Here is a 24,178-nt window from a genome sequence, read left to right as displayed (position 1 = left end):
TTTAACACTTGTGTTAAACTAATTATAAAGTGATTTTTTTCTGTGGTATTAATTGCAACGATTATCCTTCAGCGGTCATTGAAAGCTCAAGCCAGCGTTCTTCTTTTTCTGTAATGGCATCATTAATCTCACCAAGACGTTTCGATTTTTTTTCAATGTCTTCTGGAGATAAATCATTTAAGAATTCTTGTTGAAGTTTCGCCTTTTCCTTTTCTAATTTCTCAATATCTTTTTCTAATCGCTTAAACTCTTTTTGTTCACTATAGGATAATCCTCCTGAGCTTTGGTTTTCTTTCCAAGAAGATTTTTGTTCAGTAGGCTTAGGTTCATTTTTNTTTGGTTCTGGTGCCTTAGAGGCATCATAAGCNCGGTAATCTGAGTAATTACCAGGAAAATCTGTTATGGTTCCTTCNCCTTCAAACACCAATAGGTGATCTACTATTTTATCCATAAAGTAACGGTCGTGAGATACCACCAAAAGGCATCCAGGAAAATCTAACAAGAANTTTTCTAGNACATTTAGAGTAAGTATATCAAGATCATTGGTAGGTTCATCTAANATTAAAAAGTTGGGGTTTTGTATGAGTANAGTACATAGGTATAAACGTTTTTGCTCACCACCACTTAATTTTTCAACAAAATCATATTGCTTTTTCCTGTCAAATAAAAAGCGTTCTAAAAGTTGAGCTGCAGAAATAGTACGNCCTTTCTTAAGAGGTATATGGTCTCCAAATTCTTTGATTACATCTATTACTTTTTGGCCTTCTTTTATTGTAATTCCTTTTTGTGTGTAATATCCAAATTTTACGGTTTCACCAATTACAATCTTTCCGGTATCTGGTTTTAAGTTACCGGTAAGCATATTTAGGAATGTACTTTTACCAGTACCATTTTTTCCAATAATGCCAGCACGCTCACCAGGTTGAAAATTATAATCAAAATTTGCAAAAAGATTCTTGTTCTCAAAAGCTTTAGATACATTGTGNANCTCCACAATNTTATTACCCAAACGTTCCATATTAAGNTCAAGCTGNACTTCGTGATCATTACGACGTTTATGTGCTCTTGCCTTAATATCTGAAAAATCGTCTATTCTAGATTTAGATTTTGTTGTTCTTGCTTTTGGCTGTCTACGCATCCACTCCAACTCCTTTTTGTAAAGTTGTTTCGCTTTCTCTGTATTTGTTTGCTCAACACTATGGCGTTGTTCTTTTTTTTCGAGATAATAGCTGTAGTTACCTTTGTAGCTATACAGTTGACCGTTGTCTAGCTCAATAATTTCGTTNCACACACGATCTAAGAAATAGCGATCGTGAGTAACCATAAAGAGTGTAAGATTTTCAACTCTAAAATACTCTTCTAGCCATTCAATCATTTCTAAATCTAAATGGTTGGTTGGTTCATCTAAAACAAGAAGTTCTGGTTTGTTAAGAAGTATAGTTGCAAGAGCAAGACGTTTTTTTTGACCACCAGAAAGATTACTTACCTTCTTGTTTAAATCTTCTAATTTTAATTTAAAAAGAATTTGCTTGTATTGCGTTTCGAAATCCCAAGCATTTTGAGCATCCATTTGTTCAAAAGCCTTTTGGTAAGCATCTGCATCATCTGGGTTTTTGAGAGCTTGTTCATAGCGTTCAATAATTTTTAAAGTGTCATTGTCTGAAGCAAAAATNGTTTCCTCTATGCTAANCTCTGGATTAAGATTTGGTTCCTGAGCAAGAAATTCAACTTTAAGGCCGTTTCTGTAAATTACATTTCCTTGGTCTGGTTGGTCTGCGCCAGATAGTATATTAAGCAAAGAAGTTTTACCAGTTCCGTTTTTAGCAACAAAGCCAATTTTTTGACCNTCACTTATTCCAAAGGAAATGTCTGTGAACAAAATGCGTTCTCCATATGATTTGGAGATGTTTTCAAATGAAGCGTAATTCAATGTATTTTCTTTTTTGCAAAATACGTAGAAATATTCCGATTGCGCACCATTAGAGTTTTACTTTAATAGCAANATTCTTATTCTTTTTATTANTAATTAATCTGAAATTTCTAAAGTGATTAGAAAACNNGNATTCTTCAATTGAAAAAAATAATGTGAATATTTTACGTATAAACTTTACTTTTGAAAACTAGAAACCTATAATGCTGAATTAAATTTACACTAATTGTAAATTGGGATAAAGCAAAGATTTATTTTAATTGTTTGAAACAAATTTATGAGCGCGAAGAAAAAGATTTTAGCTGTTTTAGTAAATTATGGAGATGAACAAATTTCCTATTTAGAGCGCGTTGTTAATGAGTTAAACAGTTTTGAGAATTACGATACAACAATAGTTGTAAATTCTAACATANCATTAGAGTTACCAAATGTTGAAACAGTAAATGTTATNACTTTAGATAATTACCAATACTTACCATTAACCTGTAGAAAGGTAATTTGGGACAACAAAGACAACTANGATATNTTTATATATGGTGAGAATGACCATTTATTTAAAGAGCATCATGTTGATAAACATATTGAGTACAGTAAGTTATTGCCTAATGATAGAATTACAGGATTAATACAATACGAAGAAGACCCACAAGGCAATAAATATTATCCAGGATATCATGCCGATTTTGAATGGGATTATAATTCTGTTGAGCGTCATGGCAATAAGGTATTTGCACATTTTTCTAATGTACACCAAGCTACATTTATAATTACTAAAGATGAATTACTACGAGTAGGAGAAGTCTTTAATTTTAATGANTTGGTAAAGGTTAAGCGACCTAATGCTTTGGTGAGATTANTAAATAAAATNAAGAAAGCACTNAATATGCCTTATTTTAAAGTTAAGGAGTATAGTGTNAAATGCAAGGTGAATACAGATGTTTATGAGTATGCTAATATGAAAAAACTTATCTGTATATCAGAGTTTGAAGATAATNTAATTCATCANNTNCCAAACTTATATATTGAAGGGAATTTAGGAAGGACNAAACAACGCTCTGAAGATGATAAAATGAAAGCTGCAGTAAAAAAGCTTTTAAAAACAGCTTAACTAAACGGTAAATAANNANATNTCAATACGAAANATAGAGTTATATGTTAACGTATTAAAGAGAATTNTAAATTTAAAGTTCTACTAGTTGTAAACTCATATTTGTAAATCTNAGCNTACAATTTACCATCAATTTANACAANTAAAAGAAAAACACCTATTGCTGTTATCTGGTTTTTACTTTACAGCTTAAAACCTATATTTGTCTAATAATATCTTTCCCCATGAGAATTGTACATATCATAATTATCATGCTAGTTGTAGTAAGTGTCTCATCGTGTGTAAGCACAGAGCGATTAACTTATTTACAGGAGAATACATCTCAGCTTGATAGTGTTGTAAATGTGCAACGTATACAGCAACCTTACCGTTTACAGGTTAATGATTTATTGAGTATAAAGATTAAAACTTTAGATCAAGATTTATCTGCAATGTTTAATCCNTCGCCTAAAGAGACCTCTTCAAGCCAAAATCAAGGAGAAGAAGGATTGTATTATGAAGGTTTCTTTGTTGATGCCAGAGGAAATATAAGAGTTCCAGAACTAGGTGAAGTTTATGTATTAGGATTAACTCAAAAAGAAGTTAGACTGAAGATTGAAGAATTGCTTTATAAAAATTATTTTAAGGAAGAAACATCAAAGCTTTTTGTAACAGTACAACTAGCAGGAATACGTTATACAACATTAGGAGAAATAGGTACAGGAAGCCAAGTGCTTTATAAGACTCAGGTTACCATTATGGAAGCTATTGCAAATGCTGGAGACATAGCCGTAACTGGAGACAGGACAGACGTAAAAATTGTAAGAACCTACCCAGATGGCGTGCGTGTTCACCATATAGATTTAACATCGTTNGATGCAGTAAACTCTCCTTATTATTTTATACAGCCTAATGATTTAATAGTTGTAGACCCATTACCTCAAAAAGCATTAGGTACGGGAACAACAGGAATACAATCTTTTACAACTGCAATTTCTGTGCTTACCCTATTAGTTACAACAGTTTTATTATTTGTTAGATTATAAGGATGAGAGACGACGAAGAATTTGATATTAGCGATTTAAGTTCGACTTTCGACTTTAAAGGATTNCTGTTTAAAGTATTAAGTTATTGGAAATTGTTTTTAATCTCTATTGCTATAGGGTTAGGAATTGCTTATTACATAAATGTAAGAAAATTAGANGTTTACAGTTCAAGTAACCTAGTNTCAATTAAAGACAATCAAAACCCATTTTTTACAAGNAATACTAGTCTTACATTTAATTGGGGTGGCACTACAGATAAAGTAAATACAGTTCTTATAGCGTTAAGAACTAGAAAGCACAATACAGAAGTTGTAGAGAAACTTCAATANTATATTAACTACGAAAAAGATGGTGAGTACCAAAGGATAGATACGTATGGGAAAACTCCATTTAAAGTAAAAATAGACACTACTGCTTTTCAAATGCTGCATACAGATATGCAGATTAAAGTAAAAAACGACTCTATATTTAATCTGTCTACTAACTTTCCAGAAANTAAAAAGCTTTTATTACACCACTATGGTAGTTTAAAAGACAGTACGCTAACTGTAAGTAAGTCATCTTTTGAACGTGATTTTAAATTTGGGGTACCTATTAGGTTGCCTTTTTTTGAAGGCGTTGTGCATAAAGATGAATTAAATACGCAGACTACTACACCCTATTTTATACGATTTTCTAAAGCAGAATCTGTAGTTTCAAAATACACTAACATAAGAGTTTTGCCTGAGTCTACCGGATCATCTGTTTTAAANTTAACACTAACGGGACATAATAAGAAAAGGCTTTCAGACTATTTAAATGCTACAGTAAATATTCTTAGTGTAAACTTATTAGAGCAAAAGAACCAATTTGCCACAAACACTATAGCTTTTATTGAAGAGCGTTTAAAAGAACAAGGCGAACAATTAGAAACTGTAGAAGGCGAGTTGAATGCATTTAGAACTAAAAATGCAATTGTAAATATAGATACAGAAAATGATGAGCTCTCTGTAAAAACATCGACATTAGATACCAGGTTAACAGATTTAAATAGACAAATAGATTATCTAAATACTCTTGANACCTATTTACAAACTAGGACAGATTACAGTAGTGTTCCAGCACCATCTGTAGCAGGAATAGCAGAAGGTAGTATTGTTGCATTGGTATCTAACATATTGAATTTAGCAGAGCAACGCAGTAGGTATCAATATGCATACAAAGAAAATAACCCAATTTTTGATGATATAGATAGGCAGATAAATGCAGCCAAAAACGTCCTGTTTGAAAATATAAAATCATCAAGAAGTTTATTAGAGTCTGAAAAAAGTAGAGTAGAAGCAGAGCTTTCTAGATATGAATCCCAGATTAGGCGTTTGCCAAGAGAGCAACAAGACTTACTAAAAATTCAGCGTCGTTTTGATATTAACGAGCAGTCTTATAATATGTTTTTAAGTAANCTTAATGAGGCACGATTAGTAAAAGCNGCAAATGTTAGTGATGTTTTATTAGTAGATAAAGCAAAGCCAGTTTCNGCTTCTAGAGTTGGCCCTAATACGAGGCTAAACTATGTTATGGGNTTNNTNTTTGGAACTCATANTNCCTNTNNTGNTNGTNTTTNTAANNGTNTTNTTNGATAATTCNATTCACACTACAGANGANCTTCANAAACTATCTCCAATACCTATNTTAGGNNTAATTGGGAAAAGTAAATTAGAGTCAAANCTTGTAGTTCTAGACACACCTAGATCTGCNATTTCTGAAGGGTTTAGGGCGCTAAGAAGCAGCTTGCAATTTATATATAGAAAACAAGGGATTGATGGGAGTAAAACCGTTTTATTAACATCCTCTATTAGTGGTGAAGGAAAAACCTACTGTTCTATGAATATTGCCTCTGTTTTTGCATTAAGTGAGCGCAAAACAGTGCTTGTAGGTTTAGATTTAAGGAAGCCAAAAATCTTTGAAGACTTTGATATTAAAAATAATAAAGGTGTAGTTAATTATTTAATTAATGATGCAACTATTGGTGAAATAGTTCAGTCTACAAAAATTGAGCATTTAGATATTATTACATCTGGACCTATTCCTCCAAATCCATCAGAACTATTAATGAAAGATTCAATGGATAGNTTTATATCAGAACTTAAGGAGTCTTACGATTATGTTATCTTGGATAGTCCACCGATAGGTTTGGTTGCAGACTCTTTAACACTTGAGCGCTATGCAGACGCTTCAATCTATATTGTAAGACAAGGCGTGACAAAAAAGGGAATGCTAAATACTATTAATGAAAAATATAGAACAGGTGAAATCACTAATATGAGCTTTGTATTAAACTGCTTTGAGCAAAAAGCCAAATATGGTTACGGCTACGGTTATGGTTATGGTTATGGTGGTTACGGGCAAGGTTATCATGATCAGGATGTGAAAGTATCTTGGTATAAACGTTTATTTAAAAAAAATAAAAGCTAAGNTTTGGCGATAAAACANGACGAATGGTTATATGAGATTTCTCCCAAAAGAGGTTTGTTTGAACTAAACTTCAAGGAGATTTGGCAGTATCGTGATTTACTAATGCTGTGGGTNAAGCGTGAAATTACAACGGTTTANAAACAAACAATNNTAGGNCCACTTTGGTTTTTAATTCAGCCTTTATTTACATCTGTAATATTTACACTTATATTTAATAACATCGCTAATATTGAAACAGGAGCAGTACCTTCATTTTTATTTAATCTAGCAGGAATTACAGCTTGGAATTANTTTAAAGAGTGTCTTACAGGAACTTCAGACACATTTAAAAAAAATGCAGCAATTTTTGGTAAGGTTTATTTTCCAAGAGTAATTATGCCAATGGCAACAACCATTTCCAATCTATTAAAGTTTGCGATACAAATTGGNATTCTTATTATATTTTATGTGTTTTATGTTCTTAAAGGCAGTGATATAANTCCAAATTTAAATTTATTATTATTCCCTATTTATGTAATAATGATGGCTCTTTTAGGGTTAGGGTTAGGAATGTCAATTTCCGCAGCAACAACCAANTATAGAGACTTAACAGTTTTGGTGGGTTTTGGCGTGAGTTTATTAATGTATATATCTGCAGTGCCTTATCCTTTATCTGAAATAAAGATTAAACAACCACAATATTCATGGATTGTAGAGTATAATCCACTCACACAAATTATAGAAGGTTTTNGGTATATGATTTTAGATACAGGAACATTTACTTGGTTTGGNTTTACATATACATTAATCATTTCAATACTTATATTTCTTATAGGATTACTTATTTTTAATAGAACAGAAAAGACATTTATAGATACCGTTTAATTTATGGCAATTCATTTATATTTTTGGCAAGAAAAACGGGACAATGGTTTAGAAAATTATGGTGACCTTATGTCTAAATATCTTGTAGAAAGGATATCTAATAGAAAAGTAAAAACTNTAACTCATCCTTCCAAAGGCTTATATAAACATTTACTGAAACACTACCTTGTAATTGGTAGCATATTATCTTCTGCACAAAAAAAAATCTGTGGTTTGGGGTAGTGGCATCATAAAGAAAGATGATACTATTAGAGAGGCTAAATTTCTTTCAGTTAGAGGTCCCAGAACTAGAGCTGCGATTTTAGAAAAAGGGTTTCAATGTCCAGAGAACTACGGTGATCCAGCGTTATTAATGCCTAAGTATTATAATCCAAAAATTGAGAAAAAATATAAACTGGGTATCATCCCACATTATGTCGATTTTAAAAGTATAAATGATAGATTTAAAGATAATCCAGATATAAAAGTTATTAATTTATTGACAAACAATGTAGAGAAAACGACAGATGAAATTTTAGAATGTGAACGTACTGTGTCATCTTCTTTACATGGCGTAATAGTTTCTCATGCCTATGCAATACCATCATTATGGATTAAATTTTCAGAGAAACTATCTGGTGATAATATCAAGTTTTATGATTATTTTGATTCTGTAGGTATTCATTTTAAAAACATCATAGAAGAGAATCCAAAGCAATTAACNTTAAAGAAAATAGAAGACTTACTATTCGATTTTGAANCAGTGTTACTTCCAGAAAAAACAANAATNGANGCTTTACNATACTCATTACAGAAAACCTGTCCATTTAAATAAATTATGAGTCAACAGACTATTTTAAAAGTTGAAAATATTTCTAAACAATACCGTTTGGGTAATGTTGGCACAGGTACATTAAGTCATGACCTTAATCGTTGGTGGCATCAAATAAGAGGCAAAGAAAACCCTTATGCCAAAGTTGGTGCAGTAAATGATCGCAGCGCTACTGCAACTCAAGATTATGTTTGGGCTATAAAAAATATTAATTTTGAAGTCAAAAAAGGTGAGGTACTTGGTATCATAGGTAAAAATGGTGCTGGTAAATCAACGTTATTAAAAATATTATCACGAGTAACATCTCCAACAACAGGATCTATTAAAACTAAAGGTCGTATTGCGTCTTTGTTAGAAGTAGGAACTGGTTTTCATCCTGAACTTACGGGAAAAGAAAACATTTATTTGAACGGAGCCATTCTTGGCATGAATAAAGCAGAAATTAACAGCAAAATCGATGAGATTATTGAATTTTCTGGTTGTCAAATGTATATAGATACACCTGTAAAGCGTTATAGTAGTGGTATGCGTGTACGTTTAGCATTTGCTGTTGCAGCCTTTTTAGAACCAGATATTTTAGTAATCGATGAAGTTTTAGCTGTTGGTGATGCAGAGTTTCAAAAGAAAGCCATTGGCAAGATGCAAGATATCTCTAAAGGTGATGGTCGTACTGTCATTTTTGTTAGTCATAATATGGCTGCTATTGAGGAACTTTGTACAAGATGTATTCTTTTGAAAGATGGTTATGTCATTGAAGAAGGTAATACCAGTAAGATTGTAAAGCATTATCTCAATCTCACACAAGAATTAAGCACAACCAAAATAAATTTTAAAAGTAATTCACTTTTTAAATCTATAAATTTATTAAACAACAACACAACCATTAGTTCTGGAGATGCCTTAAATATAAAAGTTGTTTTTGACGAGAATAAACTTAAAAATGTAACCTTAGGATATACACTTAAAAATGAACATGAGCGTGTTATAGGAGCTTCTAATATGTACCAGCATAGGCTTAGTTTTGAAGTGGATACTATTAATTTTGTGATAATAAAAATTACTAATATAAATTTAAATCCAGGCTATTACAGTATGTCTTTTTATATAGGAGACGAGATAAGAGATTTAGAATCTGTTCAAGATGCAATAGGCTTTAATATATCGTGGGATAATCACAAAAATTTAAAAGCACCAATGGGACATTGGGGAAATCTACATATTGATACCGAATGGATTTACAAGTAATGAACTGTATTCTTTGTAATTCTAATCAAATTAAAAAGCTTCAGACTTTAAGAAGTGCTGATTGTGCTTCATTATATAAAAACAGCTTTGATATTGATGTTACAGAATATTTCGCTTCTGAAACATTTATTCAATTTCACTGTAATAATTGTGAGCTTAAGTTTTTCGAACCACACTTAGCTGGAAATGAGCATTTTTATATTGAACTTCAAAACAAATATTCGGGATATTATAATCCTAAAAGAGAAGAATTTGAAATTGCAAAAAAATACATAACTCCTGAAACTAACGTTTTAGAAATAGGTGCTGGAGATGCAAGTTTTGCTAAAATCATTAGGGACAAAGTTGGATCATATGTGGGATTAGAATATAATGAGTTAGCCATTGACAAAGCAAATCAAGATGGAATTAGATTAATAAAACAATCTATAATAGATCACTCTAAAGATCACCTCAAATACTATGATACGGTTTGTAATTTTCATGTTGCTGAACACGTACCACAACTCTATGAATTTATGGAGGCTTCTATTTCAACATTAAAGGTTGGAGGAAATTTAATAATTGCGGTACCTTGTAATGATGATGTACTCAATGATTCAATAAACCATCATTTAAATATGCCACCTCATCATATTTCGAGGTTTTATTTAAAAACCATGAAAAACATACCGCAAAATTTTAATTTAAAACTTATAGATGTAAAGCTTACAAGTACGCCAAACACAAAACCACAAAGAGTAATTAGAGCAACAGAACGATTTAAGAAAATGATCTGCAAAACAATTTATAGAAATACTGTACTTGTAAGTAAAAATCAAAATTCCTTATTAGATAAAATGGCTTACATAATCCTATATAAGCTTAGGTTTATTAGGCTCCTATTGTCAATGAAATATTTTAAAGGATTAAATATGGTTGTTATTTATGAGCGTCTTAAATAAACCTATAAAAGTTCTTGTTTACGTCGAATCTTTTCCGGCGATATCTGAAACATTTGTAAGAGACCATATAGTTGGTTTAATTGATGAAGGCTGCGATGTTAGAATATTAACAGCAAAATATTTAAATAACCCAATAGCTCTAAAAGATTACTCTCAATACAATCTTGATAAAATTACAGATGTTAAAGCCAATATATTTCATTCCAGTAAAGTTAAAAGGACAGTTAGCTTTTGTCTGTCAATTTATAAGCTATTTTTTTCTTCACATAGAAAAGCTTTAAGAGTAACTTTAAATCAAAAAATTTTCAATAGAGCTGCTAAAAATTTGTCTGCTTTTTTTATTGCTGATTATCTTTACAAAGAGAATTTTGATATTGTTCATTGTCATTTTGGGCCAGCAGGAAATGAAATGAGTTTATATCGAAAAGTTTTAAAATCTTTTAAACTTTATGTCACTTTTCATGGGTATGATATCAGACTAGGAATAAAGAATCCCCAATATTATAAAGACTATCTTGAAAATATAGATAGAGTCATATCTATTTCAAATTATAATAAAAAGAATCTTTTAAATTTTGGATTTCAAGAATCACAAATCCTAGATATTCCTAACGGTATAAACACTAGTTTTTTTAAATGTAAAGAGCCATATTCTTTAAGTAACGAAACTCTGAATTTTTTATCGGTTGGTCGTCTTGTTAAAATAAAAGGATTTGATGTAGCAATTAAGGCAATTTCAAGGCTTAAAAGAGAAAATTCAAAAATAAAATTCACATATAATATCATAGGATCTGGAGCTGAGAAAGAGAATTTAAACGACCTTTTAATTGCAGAAAGGCTAGATGAGCATGTCTTTTTACTTGGAGCAAAATCAAGAAAGGTTATCAAAAACTATATGTGTGATTCGCAAATTTTTATTTTGAGTAGTTTAGAAGAAGCTTTGCCAACTGTATTATTAGAAGCACAGGCTTGTGGACTCCCTATTTTATCAACTAATGTTGGATCAGTGAAAAGAATGTTGATTAAAGAGGCTATTGTTGTGAAGAGCAATGATGTTGATTCTTTATATGAGGGTATCAAAAAAATAGTTGATAAGAAAGAACAATGGTCTATACTTAGCTCTAAAGGCATTCGTAATATTGAAGAAAACTTTAACTTGAAAAAGAATATTCTACTTTTAATAGAAGCTTATAAAAAACCTTTATGAAAGCTTTAGTTTCCATAATTATACCTGTTTATAATAGGATATCTCTTATAGAGGAAACTTTAAGGAGTATTCAAAACCAATCATATACAAATTGGGAGTGTATATTGGTAGATGATCATTCTACAGATGGTACATATAGTTTTCTGCAGGGCTTTGTTAAATTAGACTCGAGATTTAAATTATTTTCAAGACCAAATTTTCTTTTAAAGGGTGCAAATGCTTGTAGAAATTATGGGTTTAATAAAAGTAAAGGGCTCTATGTAAAGTGGTATGATAGTGATGATATTATGCTAGAAAAGCATTTAGAAACGGCTGTAAATACTCTAGAATCCTCTTCATACAATTTTGTTGTTGTAGACAGTGTTAACTTTAATCATAATACAGGTGAAATATTAGGGAGACATTATAATTGGTTAAGAGATGATCTTAAAATTTCTGCACTTAATTTTGCTAACTATTCTAATGCCTGGACGACTTTAGATTTTGTTGCAATTAGAGATACTTTAAACATAACTTTTGATGAGAGACTTAAAAGTGGTCAAGAGTATAATTTTTTTGTAAGGTTTCTAATAGATTATGTGAAAGGGCAAGGTCACTTTATAGATGAAATTTTGAGTCATAGAAGAATCCATAGAGATAGTATTGGAAACAGATATTCTAACCTCAATGCAAAACCCAAACTAAAAGAACGATTAGATGTAGAATACTTAACCTTAAAAGCCATTGAAGAATCTAAAAATAAGAGTATTATCAGTTTCTTTTTGAAAACGTCAATAGATTTAAGTTATACTTTGGCTAAAGAGCACTCAAGTTTAAGATATATTGGAGGTATTACACGACATGTTTTATTGAATCTTGGGTTTATTAATGCTGTGTCTTATTTTCTATCTATTATTTTAGGATTGACATTAAAAAAAGGGCATAAGTTTAATAAACTTGTGAAAAAGGACTTATGAAGCAGAATGAAAACTTAGTTTCTATTATTCTTCCTGTATATAATGGATCAGAATATTTAAGTCAAGCTCTAGATAGCTGTCTAAATCAAACCTACAAAAATTTTGAACTTATCATCGTAAACGATTGTTCGGTAGATAACAGCTTAGAAATAATCGAAAAATATGCACAAAATGATGTTAGGATCATTGTTTGCTCAAATCCAGTTAATTTAGGGTTACCCACAAGTTTAAATATTGGTCATAAATTGGCTAACGGCAGTATGATGACTTGGACTTCTGACGATAATATTTTGCAAGTTAATTTTTTAGATAAACTTGTTAATGTTTTAAAAGCTCAACAAGTCCCAATAGTATATAGCTCCTACCAAATCATTAATGATAAATCATCTGTAATATCTTTAGCAACAAATCTTAATATGAATAGGTTGCTGTTTTCTAATACTATAGGCTGTTCATTTTTATATAAGCGTAATGTATATTATGATTTAAAGGGATATCAGGAAGACTTGTTTCTTGTTGAAGATTATGCTTTTTGGCTCTTTGCGTCTTTATCTTATCCAATGTATTTTGTAGATGAAAATCTTTATGATTATAGACTCCATAAGTCAAGTCTGACTAGTGATATTGAAAATAAAAATTTTGATAGGTTTTATGAAGTGAAAAAAAAATTATTAGAAAGGTTTGGGCATAAACTCAATTGGCAAGACATTACTTTAAATCTAATTTTTAAAATACATTGCCAAGAACCAATCAAACTAATGGATTATTTAAGCTCTCTTCCTACAATAAAAAAAGACATCTTAACGTATCGTGATAAATCTTTTGTAAACAATCCTAATGTTTATCAAGAGTGTTTGAATACATTGCGAGTACATTTGTTTCAAAATACGGCGAACCATAACTTTAAAACATTGAAAAATGTCTTATGGTATAGTCCAATTATATTGCTTTCCAAAAAACGTTCTGTAAGAAAAACCTTAAGACTTATAAAGAAGAGTATTTTTGTGTACTAAGTTTTATTAATAAAAAAAAAGAAAAATGTCTCAGGTTCTAGTATCCATAATCATTCCTGTATATAATAATAGTTGTACAGTAATTGAGACTTTAAATTCTATTAAACATCAAAGTTTCAGAAATTGGGAATGTATAGTTGTAGACGATGGTTCGAAAGATGATTCCTATATTATTATAGAGAAATTTATAAAAAGCGATAATCGTTTTAAACTTTTTAAGCGATCACAAAAGAGACCCAAAGGAGCAAATGCTTGTAGGAATATAGGTAAGGAGAATAGCCTTGGAAAGTTTATCCTTTTTATGGATGCAGATGACCTTCTAGAGCATTCTTGTCTAGAAGGTAGACTTAGCTATTTTAATGATGAATCTATAGATGCTGTTATTTTTGATACAGGTACTTTTAGAGAAGAACAAGATGAAATTAATATTTTTAATCGTTACCTAGAGTATTCTAATTGTCGTTCTTATTTAGACATGTTTTTGTCTTATGAAATTCCTTGGCATACAATGGGACCACTTTGGAAAGCAAAAAGTATTAAACAAATTGCATTTGATGAAAAATTACAACGTTTACAAGATCTAGATTTTCATATTAGAATATTGCAAACACCTAAATTAGACATTAAAAGGATTCATGTAATTGACAATTTATATAGGCTTACTAATAAAACACCTACCTTAAAAACTGTTAGAGTTGTTTATAAGAGTTCAATGTATTTTTTCAAAAAAATGTTTGTAAATGGAATTCAATACTCATCTGGTGATAAGCTTAAACGGTTTATGGTATTTCTTTTAATTAAGTTTTATTACAATAACTATACTCAGATGAATAAAGAAATTAAAGCTTTTGAAAAGTTAATGTTTAGTAATTTGAGTTTTAGTATTAGAGAAAAAACACTTTTGAGTTTAAAAAAGGCCAGTCATAAATTTAAGTTTCAGTCAATCAAAAATATTGGCATGAATGTTTTAAATAAATTAGTAAATAAAGAATTTTCCATTTAGGATAAATTAATTTTATAATAAATGAAGGTAAGTAACTGTATATTGCAAGATGCGAAATGATAAATTGGAAAACTTAATTACTATAGTCGTTCCTTGTTATAATCAAGGTCATTTTTTAGATGAAGCACTCCAATCTGTCGAAAAACAGAGTTATAAAAATTTAGAGTGTATCATTGTTAATGATGGTAGTGAAGATGATACCGAAATTGTTGCTAATATTTGGGTTCAAAAAGACAACCGTTTTAAATATATATCAAAAGAAAATGGTGGCTTATCTAGTGCTCGCAATTTAGGAATTTCTAAATCTCAAGGTAATTTTATCCTACCGTTAGACTCAGATGATATTCTTCATGAAAGTCTTTTAGAGTTACTTTTACCTGTGTTATTACATAATTCTAAAATTGGTATAGTTTCATGTTATGCTAAATATTTCAGAAAAAACATTCATGACGTTTTTTATAAATTAGAACCGGTTGGTAATACCTATAATGATATTATGTTCGAAAATAGAATGATGGCTACGTCATTGTATCGTAAACAATGTTGGGAGGAAGCTGGAGGTTATGATGAGAATATGACAAATGGTTTTGAAGATTGGGAGTTTTGGGTAAACGTAACAAAACGTGGATGGACTTTTGAGTTTGTTAAAAAACATTTATTCTTCTATAGAAAATCTAAAGATTCTATGCTTACCAACACTCTAAAGCATCATGTAGAAGATAACATGGAGTATATTTATAAAAAACACAAAACTATTTACATTAAGCACTTTGATGAAACTATATTCTATTTTATGTTTTTGATAAGACGATATAAATCAAGTGAGATAAAATTGAAAAACTCTTTAGAATATAAACTAGGCAAAGTTTTGTTGAAACCTTGGAATATATTGACTAAGTTGGTTGGTGAAAAATTTATATAAATATTTTCTGTGAAAATTTCAGTTGTAATACGTAACAAAAATCAAGTAGAAGCATTGTCCTTTTTGCTCAATAATTTAAACACCCGTTATGCAACTCAAATAGATGAGGTCATAGTTATAGATAACTTATCTAAAGATGGTAGTCAGGATATTGCAAAGCAATATGGAGCAAGAGTTGTTACGATTCAAAATTTCAGTTATGGCAGAAGTGCAAACCTTGCTGCATCTTCGGCTAACAGTGAAATAGTGGTGCTTTTTAGCGCGCATTCATATCCTGTTAGCCACGATTTCTTCAATTTAATTAAAAAGACATTTGAAAATGATTCAAATTTAGCAGGAGTAAGATGTCTTCATAATGCAAGTGATTATAGAAATTATATTAAAGAAATTCATCCAAAAAAGAATCCCAATACATCTGGTCTAATATTTTCTGGTTCAGCATTCAAAAGAAGTGTGTGGCAAAAATTACCGTTCAAAGAAAATGTTGCTACTTTCGAGGACAAAGAATGGTCAAGAAGGGTTTTATCTTTAGGATATCATATAGCTTTAGTGCCAGCTATATTTTGCTATGAAATTAAAAGAACCAAGTCTCAAAATTATTTTAGATTTAAAAATGATCTTGTAGGGAATTATCAACTTTGGGGGACAGCACCTTCTTGGAAAGGTACTTTTTGGGGTTTGTTAAAAGGTTTTCTTTGTTTAGGTTATAATGTGCTCATAGATATTTATTATTTACTGAAACGATTTTTTAGGCGCTTAGGATTTTTAATAAACAAACCGTCAGAATTAAAACCATAAGTGGTTAACTTTCGCATAAAAGAAACGTTAGTTTAAAGACTATTAAAATTTAAGATATTGCTTCATATTATATACCCATATCGTGATAGAGAATTAAGTAGAATAGAGAGGTCTTTAAATTCCCTTAACAATCAAACAAGCAAAAATTTTAATGTGTATTTTGTTGATTACGGTTCAGAACCTTCGCATGCTGAAAAAGTAAAACAATTAATTAAAAAATATGATTTTGCAACTTACACCTATTATTATACTCAGTACCAACCTTGGAATAAAAGCCGTGCGCTTAACAGTATTATAAAATCCTTAGATGATAATTATTGCTTTGTTGCAGATGTAGATATGATATTTAGGAATGATTTTGTGGGAATAGCTAATCAACTTCCAAAACCAAATACGGCAACTTATTTTAAAGTTGGTTTTTTAGATCAAGTTGAAACTCAAAAAGACAAAGAGTTTAAACATTACAGCATCAAATTTGAAAGCACGTCTGAAGCTACTGGTCTTACAATGTTTCCAGTCGAAAACTTAAAAAAAATACGTGGTTTCGATGAGTTTTACCACTTTTGGGGAAGTGAAGATACAGATGTGCATGTGCGATTAAAACATAGTGGCTGTGATGTCCAATTTTATGATAAGGATATATTAATGTTACACCAATGGCATGAATCTTACCGAATAAAAGAACAGGATAAACTTACAAAAGAGCTTCAATTGTCGCATATAGTTAGACTAAATTATCGCCACCTAAACCATGCAATTGATTCAAAGAAGACTATAGTAAATAAAAGTACTTGGGGAAATGTAATGACTAAATCTCAGTTTCAAGAGTTGGAAACTTGTGATACAGGAATGACATCAATATTAAATACCTTAGACCGCATTCAGCATTTTTTATATGTAGAATTACCTAATTTGGATACTGGTGTTCATAATTTTTTGTTTTACACATCTGACAAAGAAAAAAAACTAAAATATAGAATAAAAACTTATCTAGGATTACAAAGTGAGCTTTTTCTAACAATGAAAAAAATAAATGATATAATCCTATTGCATATGATAACTTTGTATAGAGACATACCTTATAATTATAAAGTTGATGCTCAATTAGGAGAAATATCTTTGACGCTTAAGATTGAATAAATATGAACAAAGTCTTTAAATACTTACGTTTCAAATTAGGTCTAACTAAAAAACTTAATATTCAGGATTTTAAATATTTACATAAATTAAAATCTGAAGAAAGTTCGGATTTTGAACGCTGGTCCTCTAATGAATCCTTGAATATTCATTGGAATGAAAGGACAAAAATATTAGGAGATAAAGTTCCTTATTATTCACGAGTTATCGAATTTGGCGCAGGTCATAATTTTCTTCAAGACTATTTGGATGATTCTATAGCATATACACCTTCAGATATTGTAAAGCGCTATAGAAACACCGTTGTCTATGATTTGAATAAAAAACCACTAGAACTAAAAATAGATGCTTTTAACGTAGCTATTTTTAGTGGCGTGTTAGAATATGTTTACGATGTTAATAATGTTTTTAAACAGTTGTCTAATAGTATTGAATATGTGTATTTATCCTATTGTTGTTCAGACCGCAGCAACCGCACAAGAGAAGCAAATGGTTGGTTAAGCGATTACTCGTATGCACAAATAGTTGCAATTTTTAATATTAATGGATATACAATTGAAGCAGAAGAGTCATGGGAAGATCACACATTATTTAGTCTTAAGAAAATATAATTGATATTGAAAACAATTGGCTTCATACCATTACGAAAAGGATCGAAAGGAATACCTGGTAAAAACAAAAAAGATTTGGCAGGAAAACCCTTGTATCAATGGGTTTTAGATGAAGCTATACATTCTAATTTAGATGAGGTTTTTGTTTTCACAGATGATGAGGAAATATTTAACAAAGTGTCTCAAAATTATGCATCACCAAAAGTAAAGGCGTTACCACGATCACAAAAAAGTGCATCAGACACTGCATCAACTGAATTTGCTATGATAGAGTTTGCTAAACAAATAGAGTATGATTTTGATATTATTTGTTTATTACAAGCAACTTCACCACTAACAACTACTAAAGATATTAATGCTGCATTAGTAAAAATGGAAAATGTAGAAATAGATAGTTTGGTTTCTGTAGTAAGAACAAACCGCTTTATTTGGAATGAAGATGGTACACCTCAAAATTATGATATTTATAACAGACCTAGACGCCAAGACTTTAATGGGCTGTTAATTGAAAATGGTGCTATATACTGTACAACGCAAAGTACCTTAAAGAGTTTTAGTAATAGATTGGGTGGCAATATAGAATTATTAGAAATGAAAGAAGAATCTTTAATGGAGATAGACAGTATTACAGATTGGAAAATTATTGAACAGTTATTATTAATTAAAAACAGTAACGTAAAACTATAACTTAAAATTTCAAAACTTTACATTTGTAACCTAACCAAATATGTAATGACTAACTACAAAGCTCCATTTGTAATTGCCGAAATAGGCTGTAATCATAAAGGTAATTTAGAAACAGCTAAAGAGCTAATTAAGGTTGCTAAAATATTTTGTAATGCTGATGCTGTTAAATTTCAAAAGCGTCACAATATAGAGTTGCTTACGAAAGAACAATATAACGCACCGCACCCAAACCCTATTAATTCTTATGGCGACACTTATGGTGCACATCGTGAATTTTTAGAATTTTCTTTAGAACAACATAAAGAGTTAAAAGACTATTGCGAATCTTTGGAGATAGTTTATTCTTGTTCTGTATGGGATACTACATCTGCAAAGGAGATTGCAAGTTTAAATCCTCAGTTTACAAAAATACCTTCGGCTTGTAATAATCACTACGAGATGTTGGCCTGGCTTTGCGATAACTATAAAGGAGAAATTCATATTTCAACAGGTATGACAACGGCCAATGAAATTGAAGAGATTGTTAGTTTTTTTGAAGAGCATAAACGCCAACAAGATTTAGTACTTTACAATTGTACTTCAGGATATCCTGTACCATTTGAGGATGTATGTCTTTTAGATATCGTAACCTTAAAAGAAAAATATGGCAAACGTATTAAACATATTGGGTTTTCTGGACATCATTTAGGAATAGCAGTTGATGTTGCTGCGTATACCTTAGGAGCTCATATTATAGAGCGTCATTATACATTAGACAGAACTTGGAAAGGCACAGACCACGCTGCATCTTTAGAACCTATGGGTTTAAGAAAATTATCTCGTGATCTTAAAGCGGTTCACGAAGCATTAACGCACAAATCACAAGATATTCTTCCTATTGAGAAGGTACAACGCGATAAGCTGAAGTATAGAAAGGACTAAACCTCAACATATGAGTAAGAAAATATTTGTCTTATTTCCAGATGGTGTTGGACTTCGAAATTTTGCGTTCACAAATTTCAAGGAAATTGGTGAAGATTTAGGTTTTGAAGTATTGTATTGGAATAATTCGATATTTCCATTAAAAGATAAACTCGATTATGATGAAGTGGTTATTGAAAACCGAAGCATACACCCTAAAACAGGAACACTTAATAGGGCTAGAAAACGAGTTGAGCTTGCATTGTCTAAAAAACGATTTAACGACAATGTGTATCCTACCTATCGATTTCCGCTTAGTTTTAAAACTTTAAAAGCAACACTAAAGAGCCTTTTTGTAAAATATCATGAAGTGACTCGTGCAACTCCTAAAGGATGGCAAAGCCTTATGGATGCAATGTACACTGCAGAACGTTCTACACAACGATATAAAGATTGTAAAGCACAGTTAGAAGAGCATCAGCCAGATCTTGTATTTTGTACAACACAACGCTCTACACAAGCTATTGCTCCGATGCTGGCAGCGCAAGATTTAGGTATTCCTACTGTGTGTTGGGTGTATAGTTGGGATAATGTTCCTAAGGGTATGAGTACTATTGAAGCAGATCATTATATTGTTTGGTCGCAATTAATGAAAGATGAACTTTTAAAGTATTATCCGAAAACCAATCCAAATCAAATTACGATTACTGGGACACCACAATTTGAACCTCATTACGATACCAAGTTAATACAAACTCGAGATCAATTTTTTAGTGACCACAATTTAGATATCGATAAGCGTTATATCTGTTTTTCGGGAGATGATGAAACAACATCGCCATTAGATCAATTTTACATAGAAGACGTTGCTAAAGCTGTAAGACAACTTAATACAGAAGGCTATAATCTGGGTATTATATTTAGAAAAGTTCCAGTTGATTTTTCTGGACGTTATGATGAAGTTTTGAAAAGTTATGCAAATGAAATAATTGCTATAGATCCACTTTGGGAACCAATGGGTAACCAATGGAATACGGTAATGCCAACAAAAGAAGATTTTAAGTTGTTAGTTAATACCTGTCATCATAGTGATTTAGTTGTTAATATATGCTCGAGTATGGTATTCGATTTTGCAATACATGATAAACCTTGCATTTATCCAAATTACGAACAACCACAACTAAAAAAAGGAGTGCGTGATATAGGTCAAAACTATAACTATGTACACTTTAGAACGATGCCTAAAGATGCAGTCGTTTGGGCTTTAAATAAAGCTGAAATTTATAAAGGAATTAAATCAGTTTTAGATGGTGCAGTTAATCCAGCTCCAATAGCTAAAGAATGGTTTAAAGTTATAAATCGACATCCTTGTAATTTGGCAAGTGAGCGTATTTGGGAAGCATTAAAAACATTTATGATTGAAAACTAAAATTTTAATCATATTAGCTGTTGTGGCATTAGTTTCTAGTCTTAGGTCATTACCTGTTTCATTAAATGGTGATGAGGTCACGTATTTCAAAATTGCAAATGAGATAGCTAATCATAATAGATTTTATCATAATGATTTACCAAGTATGGTAAGTCCTGTAATACCAACAATAATTTTAATTACTAGTTTTTTTAATCCAGATGAATCATTAATATGGTTATCAAAACTTTTAAGTTTTATCATAGCTATTTTAGGGGTGTTGTTTTTATTGAAATGTTTAAAGTTTTTTAATATATCTAACACTTTACTGTATTGCATTGTTGCTCTTACTATTTGTAATCCAGTATTTGTATCGTGGTCTTCAAGTTTATATCCAGAATCGATAGCTTTTTTCGGCTTTTGGATGTTCTTATATTATATCATAAAACTAGAACACGTAAAAGATTTATGCTATGCGTTGATAGCTGCAATACTTCTTGTGTTTACAAGGTATGTTTACGTTGTTTTACTCATCCCTATACTATTTACTATTTGGATAAAACGTAAATTATTAATTAGTAGTGTTCAAAATACTAAGTATTACTTGTATATTATCATAGTTGTTTTAATGTCAATACCTATGTTATACTGGATGCATTATATAATTGGTTTTTTAGGAGAGCAGTCAACAAGTATTAGTTATGTATCACGGTATGATCAAGGAGGAATTTGGGGGCAGATTAAAGTTGGTTTAGGTTTAGAAAAAGGAGTTGAGGTTTCTCGTATAAATGGCATTCCTGCATTTATTAATGTATTTTTCCCTATTAACGGATATAGAAATTGGTGGCTTAGTATACTACTATTAGCAGGTGTTATTTGGGGTTGGAGTGTAATGAAGTCTAGTAAGGCAAAACATATATTAATAATAACAACTAGTGTAATACTTATAAGTTATGTTTTTGCAGGAACAGGGTTTTCTAGATATTGGATGAATTTAATTCCCGTATTTTTAATAGGATTTATCACACTAGCTAAACGCTTTAAACTTTCGAGTAATCTAATAAGTATACTTTCAATACTATTATGCACATTATATGTCATTAATGAATTACGACTAGATATATTAATTATACAAAGAGATTGGTAAAGGCATTAAGTTATGAAACACCTTGTTATTTATTTTCCTGCACTCAATGAAGAAGCCACAATAGCTCAAGTCATTGAAGATACCAAACTCAAGTTTGAAGGTGTTTCAAAACTTACACATCTTGTAGTAGATGATGGCAGTCGAGACCGTACAGCTGCAATTGCAAAAAAGAGCGGAGCAACAGTTATATCACACAAAGAAAATAGGGGTGTTGGAGCAGCGTTTCAAACCGCTATTAAATTCACACTACAAATAAAAGCAGATGTTTTAGTAAGTTATGATGCAGATAATCAATTTAATGCTAGAGATATAAAAAATATAATTTTACCAATCATTAATGATACTGCAGATCTTGTTTTAGGCTGTCGTTTTGCAAATGGAAAACCAGAACATATGAGTGTCTTAAAATATAGAGGTAATAAGGTGGTGAATACAATAATCTCTACAATAAGCAAAACTAAAATTGAAGATGCATCTTGTGGCTTTAGATCATATTCTCAAGAGGCACTTCTAAATCTAAACTTACACGGTAATTTTACATATACACATGAAACCATATTAGATTTAATTGATAAAGGTTTATCTGTAATTCAAATACCAATTGGTGTTACATATTTTAAGGAAAGAAAGTCTAGAGTGGCATCAAGTATCTATAAATATGCTATAAGAACGTCTAGAATTATCTTTAAGAGCTTTAAAGATTATGCACCATTTTATTTTTTTGGTAGATTAGCGCTCTTTGTTTTAGTAATAGGTTTTCTGTTTGGTGGCTTTGTGATATGGCATTGGTTTTCAACCGGATTTATATCGCCCTACAAGAGTATTGGTATTGTAGGTTTGGTATTAGTGGGTATGGCTTTATTGTTATTTATACTTGCTTTAATAGCAGATATGCTGGGAAGATTGAGAAGAAATCAAGAACGTATTTTGTACCAACTTAAAAAACAAACTTCTGAAAACTTTATTAAATAAAAATAATCAGAAAAAACTTTTTAGGTACATAAGTGTTAGCTTTTTAAGCTATTCTTTTGTATTTATGGGGTTGTATATTTTAATAGATGTATATGTAGTGAGAGAGTGGCTAGCATTTATGATTATCTATGGCATTGCTTATTTATTTCTATATTTTATACAGAGAAAGTTTATTTTTCAGTCAAAGCATTCAATAAGAATATTTGTAAAGTTTATAGCATCATTAATATGCTTTTATATAATCGCAAATGTTCTTTTCAATTTATTAATCTATTTTGAGATTGTTTATGGGTTAGCAACGATTTTTACTATTATTACCTTATTTCCAATTCGTTTTTTTGTTTCTAATAAAATTGTTTTCAAGTAAATACTCATGCAAGAAAAAGTTGATCATAGTAATTTAATAGCACAACCAGAACAGGAGGATTTTAAAGGTAAGTATGAAAATAATAGCTTTATAGCTAAATATTTGATAGATGGGTATTTTGAAGCTGTTAGGGATCTAATTTCTAAAATAAATATATCTACAGCTCATGAAATAGGAGCTGGTGAAGGATTTTCTACGATGCGTTTAAAACATATGGTTAGTCACCTTACAGCATCAGAATATGTAGATGCACTATTAACTAATACTAAAGCCAATAATCCAGATATAGAGATTGCACAAGAAAGTGTTTATGATGTTAAATTAGATGACGAATCTGTAGATCTTGTCTTTTTGTTAGAAGTGTTAGAACACCTAGATCATCCAGAAGTTGCTCTTTCAGAAATTAAAAGAGTTACTAATAAGTATTTAATTTTAGGAGTACCAAGAGAGCCACTTTGGCGCCTTCTAAATATGAGTAGACTTAAATACTTAAGTGATTTTGGAAATACACCAGGACATTTAAATCATTGGTCTAAAACAACTCTTGTAAAGTTTATTGAGAACAATTTTGGAAAAGTAATTGCTATAAAAACGCCTTTACCTTGGATTATTGTTTTAGCAGAAAAACAAAAAGAGGAAATTTTATAATGAACATAATAAGACATTATAAAA

The 24,178-nt window shown here is 30.6% G+C and carries 21 protein-coding genes; 20 read left to right on the top strand and 1 reads right to left on the bottom strand.

Translation table 11 applies throughout. The features are described 5' to 3' along the window. Window positions 1-61 precede the first annotated feature (61 nt). Window positions 62-1,930, bottom strand: coding sequence for an ABC-F family ATP-binding cassette domain-containing protein (locus tag CL818_RS11025; protein WP_286973051.1), 1,869 nt, complete (start codon window positions 1,928-1,930; stop codon window positions 62-64). Window positions 1,931-3,262: 1,332 nt separating this feature from the next. On the opposite strand from CL818_RS11025, the gene CL818_RS11020 reads away from it, so the two are divergent. From CL818_RS11020 to CL818_RS10925, 20 genes are all read left to right on the top strand, one after another. Then, a complete protein-coding gene (locus CL818_RS11020) occupies window positions 3,263-4,063 on the top strand; it encodes a polysaccharide biosynthesis/export family protein (protein WP_286973049.1) in 801 nt (266 codons plus the stop codon). Window positions 4,064-5,611: 1,548 nt separating this feature from the next. Beyond that, window positions 5,612-6,514, top strand: coding sequence for a CpsD/CapB family tyrosine-protein kinase (locus CL818_RS11015; RefSeq protein WP_286973047.1), 903 nt, complete (start codon window positions 5,612-5,614; stop codon window positions 6,512-6,514). A gap of 102 nt (window positions 6,515-6,616) precedes the next feature. Further along, window positions 6,617-7,378 (top strand): ABC transporter permease, encoded by a 762-nt coding sequence (locus CL818_RS11010; protein WP_502692251.1) that lies wholly within the window; start codon window positions 6,617-6,619, stop codon window positions 7,376-7,378. 208 nt (window positions 7,379-7,586) lie between these two features. Beyond that, window positions 7,587-8,192, top strand: coding sequence for a polysaccharide pyruvyl transferase family protein (locus tag CL818_RS11005; RefSeq protein ID WP_502692250.1), 606 nt, complete (start codon window positions 7,587-7,589; stop codon window positions 8,190-8,192). A 3-nt stretch (window positions 8,193-8,195) separates the two neighbouring features. Continuing rightward, window positions 8,196-9,434, top strand: coding sequence for an ABC transporter ATP-binding protein (locus tag CL818_RS11000; RefSeq protein WP_272973582.1), 1,239 nt, complete (start codon window positions 8,196-8,198; stop codon window positions 9,432-9,434). Continuing rightward, window positions 9,419-10,378: a class I SAM-dependent methyltransferase gene (locus CL818_RS10995; protein ID WP_272973583.1), complete on the top strand. Its 960-nt coding sequence runs from the start codon at window positions 9,419-9,421 to the stop codon at window positions 10,376-10,378. Before CL818_RS11000 ends, CL818_RS10995 begins: the two co-directional genes overlap by 16 nt. Beyond that, on the top strand, window positions 10,362-11,585 hold the full coding sequence (locus CL818_RS10990) for a glycosyltransferase (RefSeq protein WP_272973584.1): 1,224 nt from the start codon (window positions 10,362-10,364) through the stop codon (window positions 11,583-11,585). Before CL818_RS10995 ends, CL818_RS10990 begins: the two co-directional genes overlap by 17 nt. Beyond that, window positions 11,582-12,541 carry a glycosyltransferase family 2 protein gene (locus tag CL818_RS10985; RefSeq protein ID WP_272973585.1) on the top strand — a complete coding sequence of 320 codons (960 nt, stop codon included), beginning with the start codon at window positions 11,582-11,584 and terminating at the stop codon, window positions 12,539-12,541. The genes CL818_RS10990 and CL818_RS10985 overlap by 4 nt, the downstream gene beginning before the upstream one ends. Next, window positions 12,538-13,554 (top strand): glycosyltransferase family 2 protein, encoded by a 1,017-nt coding sequence (locus tag CL818_RS10980; protein ID WP_272973586.1) that lies wholly within the window; start codon window positions 12,538-12,540, stop codon window positions 13,552-13,554. Before CL818_RS10985 ends, CL818_RS10980 begins: the two co-directional genes overlap by 4 nt. Window positions 13,555-13,579: 25 nt before the next feature. After that, window positions 13,580-14,557 carry a glycosyltransferase family 2 protein gene (locus tag CL818_RS10975; RefSeq protein ID WP_272973587.1) on the top strand — a complete coding sequence of 326 codons (978 nt, stop codon included), beginning with the start codon at window positions 13,580-13,582 and terminating at the stop codon, window positions 14,555-14,557. 49 nt (window positions 14,558-14,606) lie between these two features. After that, window positions 14,607-15,479, top strand: coding sequence for a glycosyltransferase family A protein (locus CL818_RS10970; RefSeq protein ID WP_272973588.1), 873 nt, complete (start codon window positions 14,607-14,609; stop codon window positions 15,477-15,479). A gap of 9 nt (window positions 15,480-15,488) precedes the next feature. Continuing rightward, on the top strand, window positions 15,489-16,277 hold the full coding sequence (locus CL818_RS10965) for a glycosyltransferase family 2 protein (protein WP_272973589.1): 789 nt from the start codon (window positions 15,489-15,491) through the stop codon (window positions 16,275-16,277). Window positions 16,278-16,334: 57 nt separating this feature from the next. After that, window positions 16,335-17,417 (top strand): galactosyltransferase-related protein, encoded by a 1,083-nt coding sequence (locus tag CL818_RS10960; protein WP_272973590.1) that lies wholly within the window; start codon window positions 16,335-16,337, stop codon window positions 17,415-17,417. Window positions 17,418-17,419: 2 nt separating this feature from the next. Next, window positions 17,420-18,025 carry a class I SAM-dependent methyltransferase gene (locus CL818_RS10955; RefSeq protein WP_272973591.1) on the top strand — a complete coding sequence of 202 codons (606 nt, stop codon included), beginning with the start codon at window positions 17,420-17,422 and terminating at the stop codon, window positions 18,023-18,025. Between the two features lie 6 nt (window positions 18,026-18,031). Next, window positions 18,032-18,712 (top strand): acylneuraminate cytidylyltransferase family protein, encoded by a 681-nt coding sequence (locus CL818_RS10950; protein WP_272973592.1) that lies wholly within the window; start codon window positions 18,032-18,034, stop codon window positions 18,710-18,712. Window positions 18,713-18,757: 45 nt separating this feature from the next. Continuing rightward, a complete protein-coding gene (locus CL818_RS10945; RefSeq protein WP_272973593.1) occupies window positions 18,758-19,633 on the top strand; it encodes an N-acetylneuraminate synthase family protein in 876 nt (291 codons plus the stop codon). 10 nt (window positions 19,634-19,643) lie between these two features. Next, window positions 19,644-21,041, top strand: a complete 1,398-nt coding sequence (locus tag CL818_RS10940; RefSeq protein WP_272973594.1) for a glycosyltransferase family protein — start codon at window positions 19,644-19,646, stop codon at window positions 21,039-21,041. Then, on the top strand, window positions 21,031-22,167 hold the full coding sequence (locus tag CL818_RS10935) for a hypothetical protein (protein WP_272973595.1): 1,137 nt from the start codon (window positions 21,031-21,033) through the stop codon (window positions 22,165-22,167). Before CL818_RS10940 ends, CL818_RS10935 begins: the two co-directional genes overlap by 11 nt. 12 nt (window positions 22,168-22,179) lie before the next feature. After that, entirely contained in the window at window positions 22,180-23,139 is a 960-nt protein-coding gene (locus CL818_RS10930) for a glycosyltransferase family 2 protein (protein WP_272973596.1), read from the top strand. 373 nt (window positions 23,140-23,512) lie between these two features. Then, on the top strand, window positions 23,513-24,154 hold the full coding sequence (locus CL818_RS10925; protein WP_272973597.1) for a class I SAM-dependent methyltransferase: 642 nt from the start codon (window positions 23,513-23,515) through the stop codon (window positions 24,152-24,154). Window positions 24,155-24,178 lie beyond the last annotated feature (24 nt).

The sequence above is a fragment of the Croceibacter sp. genome, from assembly GCF_002716225.1.
Taxonomy (GTDB): Bacteria; Bacteroidota; Bacteroidia; order Flavobacteriales; family Flavobacteriaceae; genus Croceibacter; species Croceibacter atlanticus.
This window is presented reverse-complemented; position numbering and strand designations above follow the sequence as displayed.

Coding starts and splice junctions, on each gene's coding strand:
- CL818_RS11000 (WP_272973582.1), top strand. CDS start 8,196: ATGAGTCAACAGACTATTTTAAAAGTTGAAAATATTTCTAAACAATAC.
- CL818_RS10995 (WP_272973583.1), top strand. CDS start 9,419: ATGGATTTACAAGTAATGAACTGTATTCTTTGTAATTCTAATCAAATT.
- CL818_RS10990 (WP_272973584.1), top strand. CDS start 10,362: ATGAGCGTCTTAAATAAACCTATAAAAGTTCTTGTTTACGTCGAATCT.
- CL818_RS10985 (WP_272973585.1), top strand. CDS start 11,582: ATGAAAGCTTTAGTTTCCATAATTATACCTGTTTATAATAGGATATCT.
- CL818_RS10980 (WP_272973586.1), top strand. CDS start 12,538: ATGAAGCAGAATGAAAACTTAGTTTCTATTATTCTTCCTGTATATAAT.
- CL818_RS10975 (WP_272973587.1), top strand. CDS start 13,580: ATGTCTCAGGTTCTAGTATCCATAATCATTCCTGTATATAATAATAGT.
- CL818_RS10970 (WP_272973588.1), top strand. CDS start 14,607: ATGCGAAATGATAAATTGGAAAACTTAATTACTATAGTCGTTCCTTGT.
- CL818_RS10955 (WP_272973591.1), top strand. CDS start 17,420: ATGAACAAAGTCTTTAAATACTTACGTTTCAAATTAGGTCTAACTAAA.
- CL818_RS10945 (WP_272973593.1), top strand. CDS start 18,758: ATGACTAACTACAAAGCTCCATTTGTAATTGCCGAAATAGGCTGTAAT.
- CL818_RS10940 (WP_272973594.1), top strand. CDS start 19,644: ATGAGTAAGAAAATATTTGTCTTATTTCCAGATGGTGTTGGACTTCGA.
- CL818_RS10930 (WP_272973596.1), top strand. CDS start 22,180: ATGAAACACCTTGTTATTTATTTTCCTGCACTCAATGAAGAAGCCACA.
- CL818_RS10925 (WP_272973597.1), top strand. CDS start 23,513: ATGCAAGAAAAAGTTGATCATAGTAATTTAATAGCACAACCAGAACAG.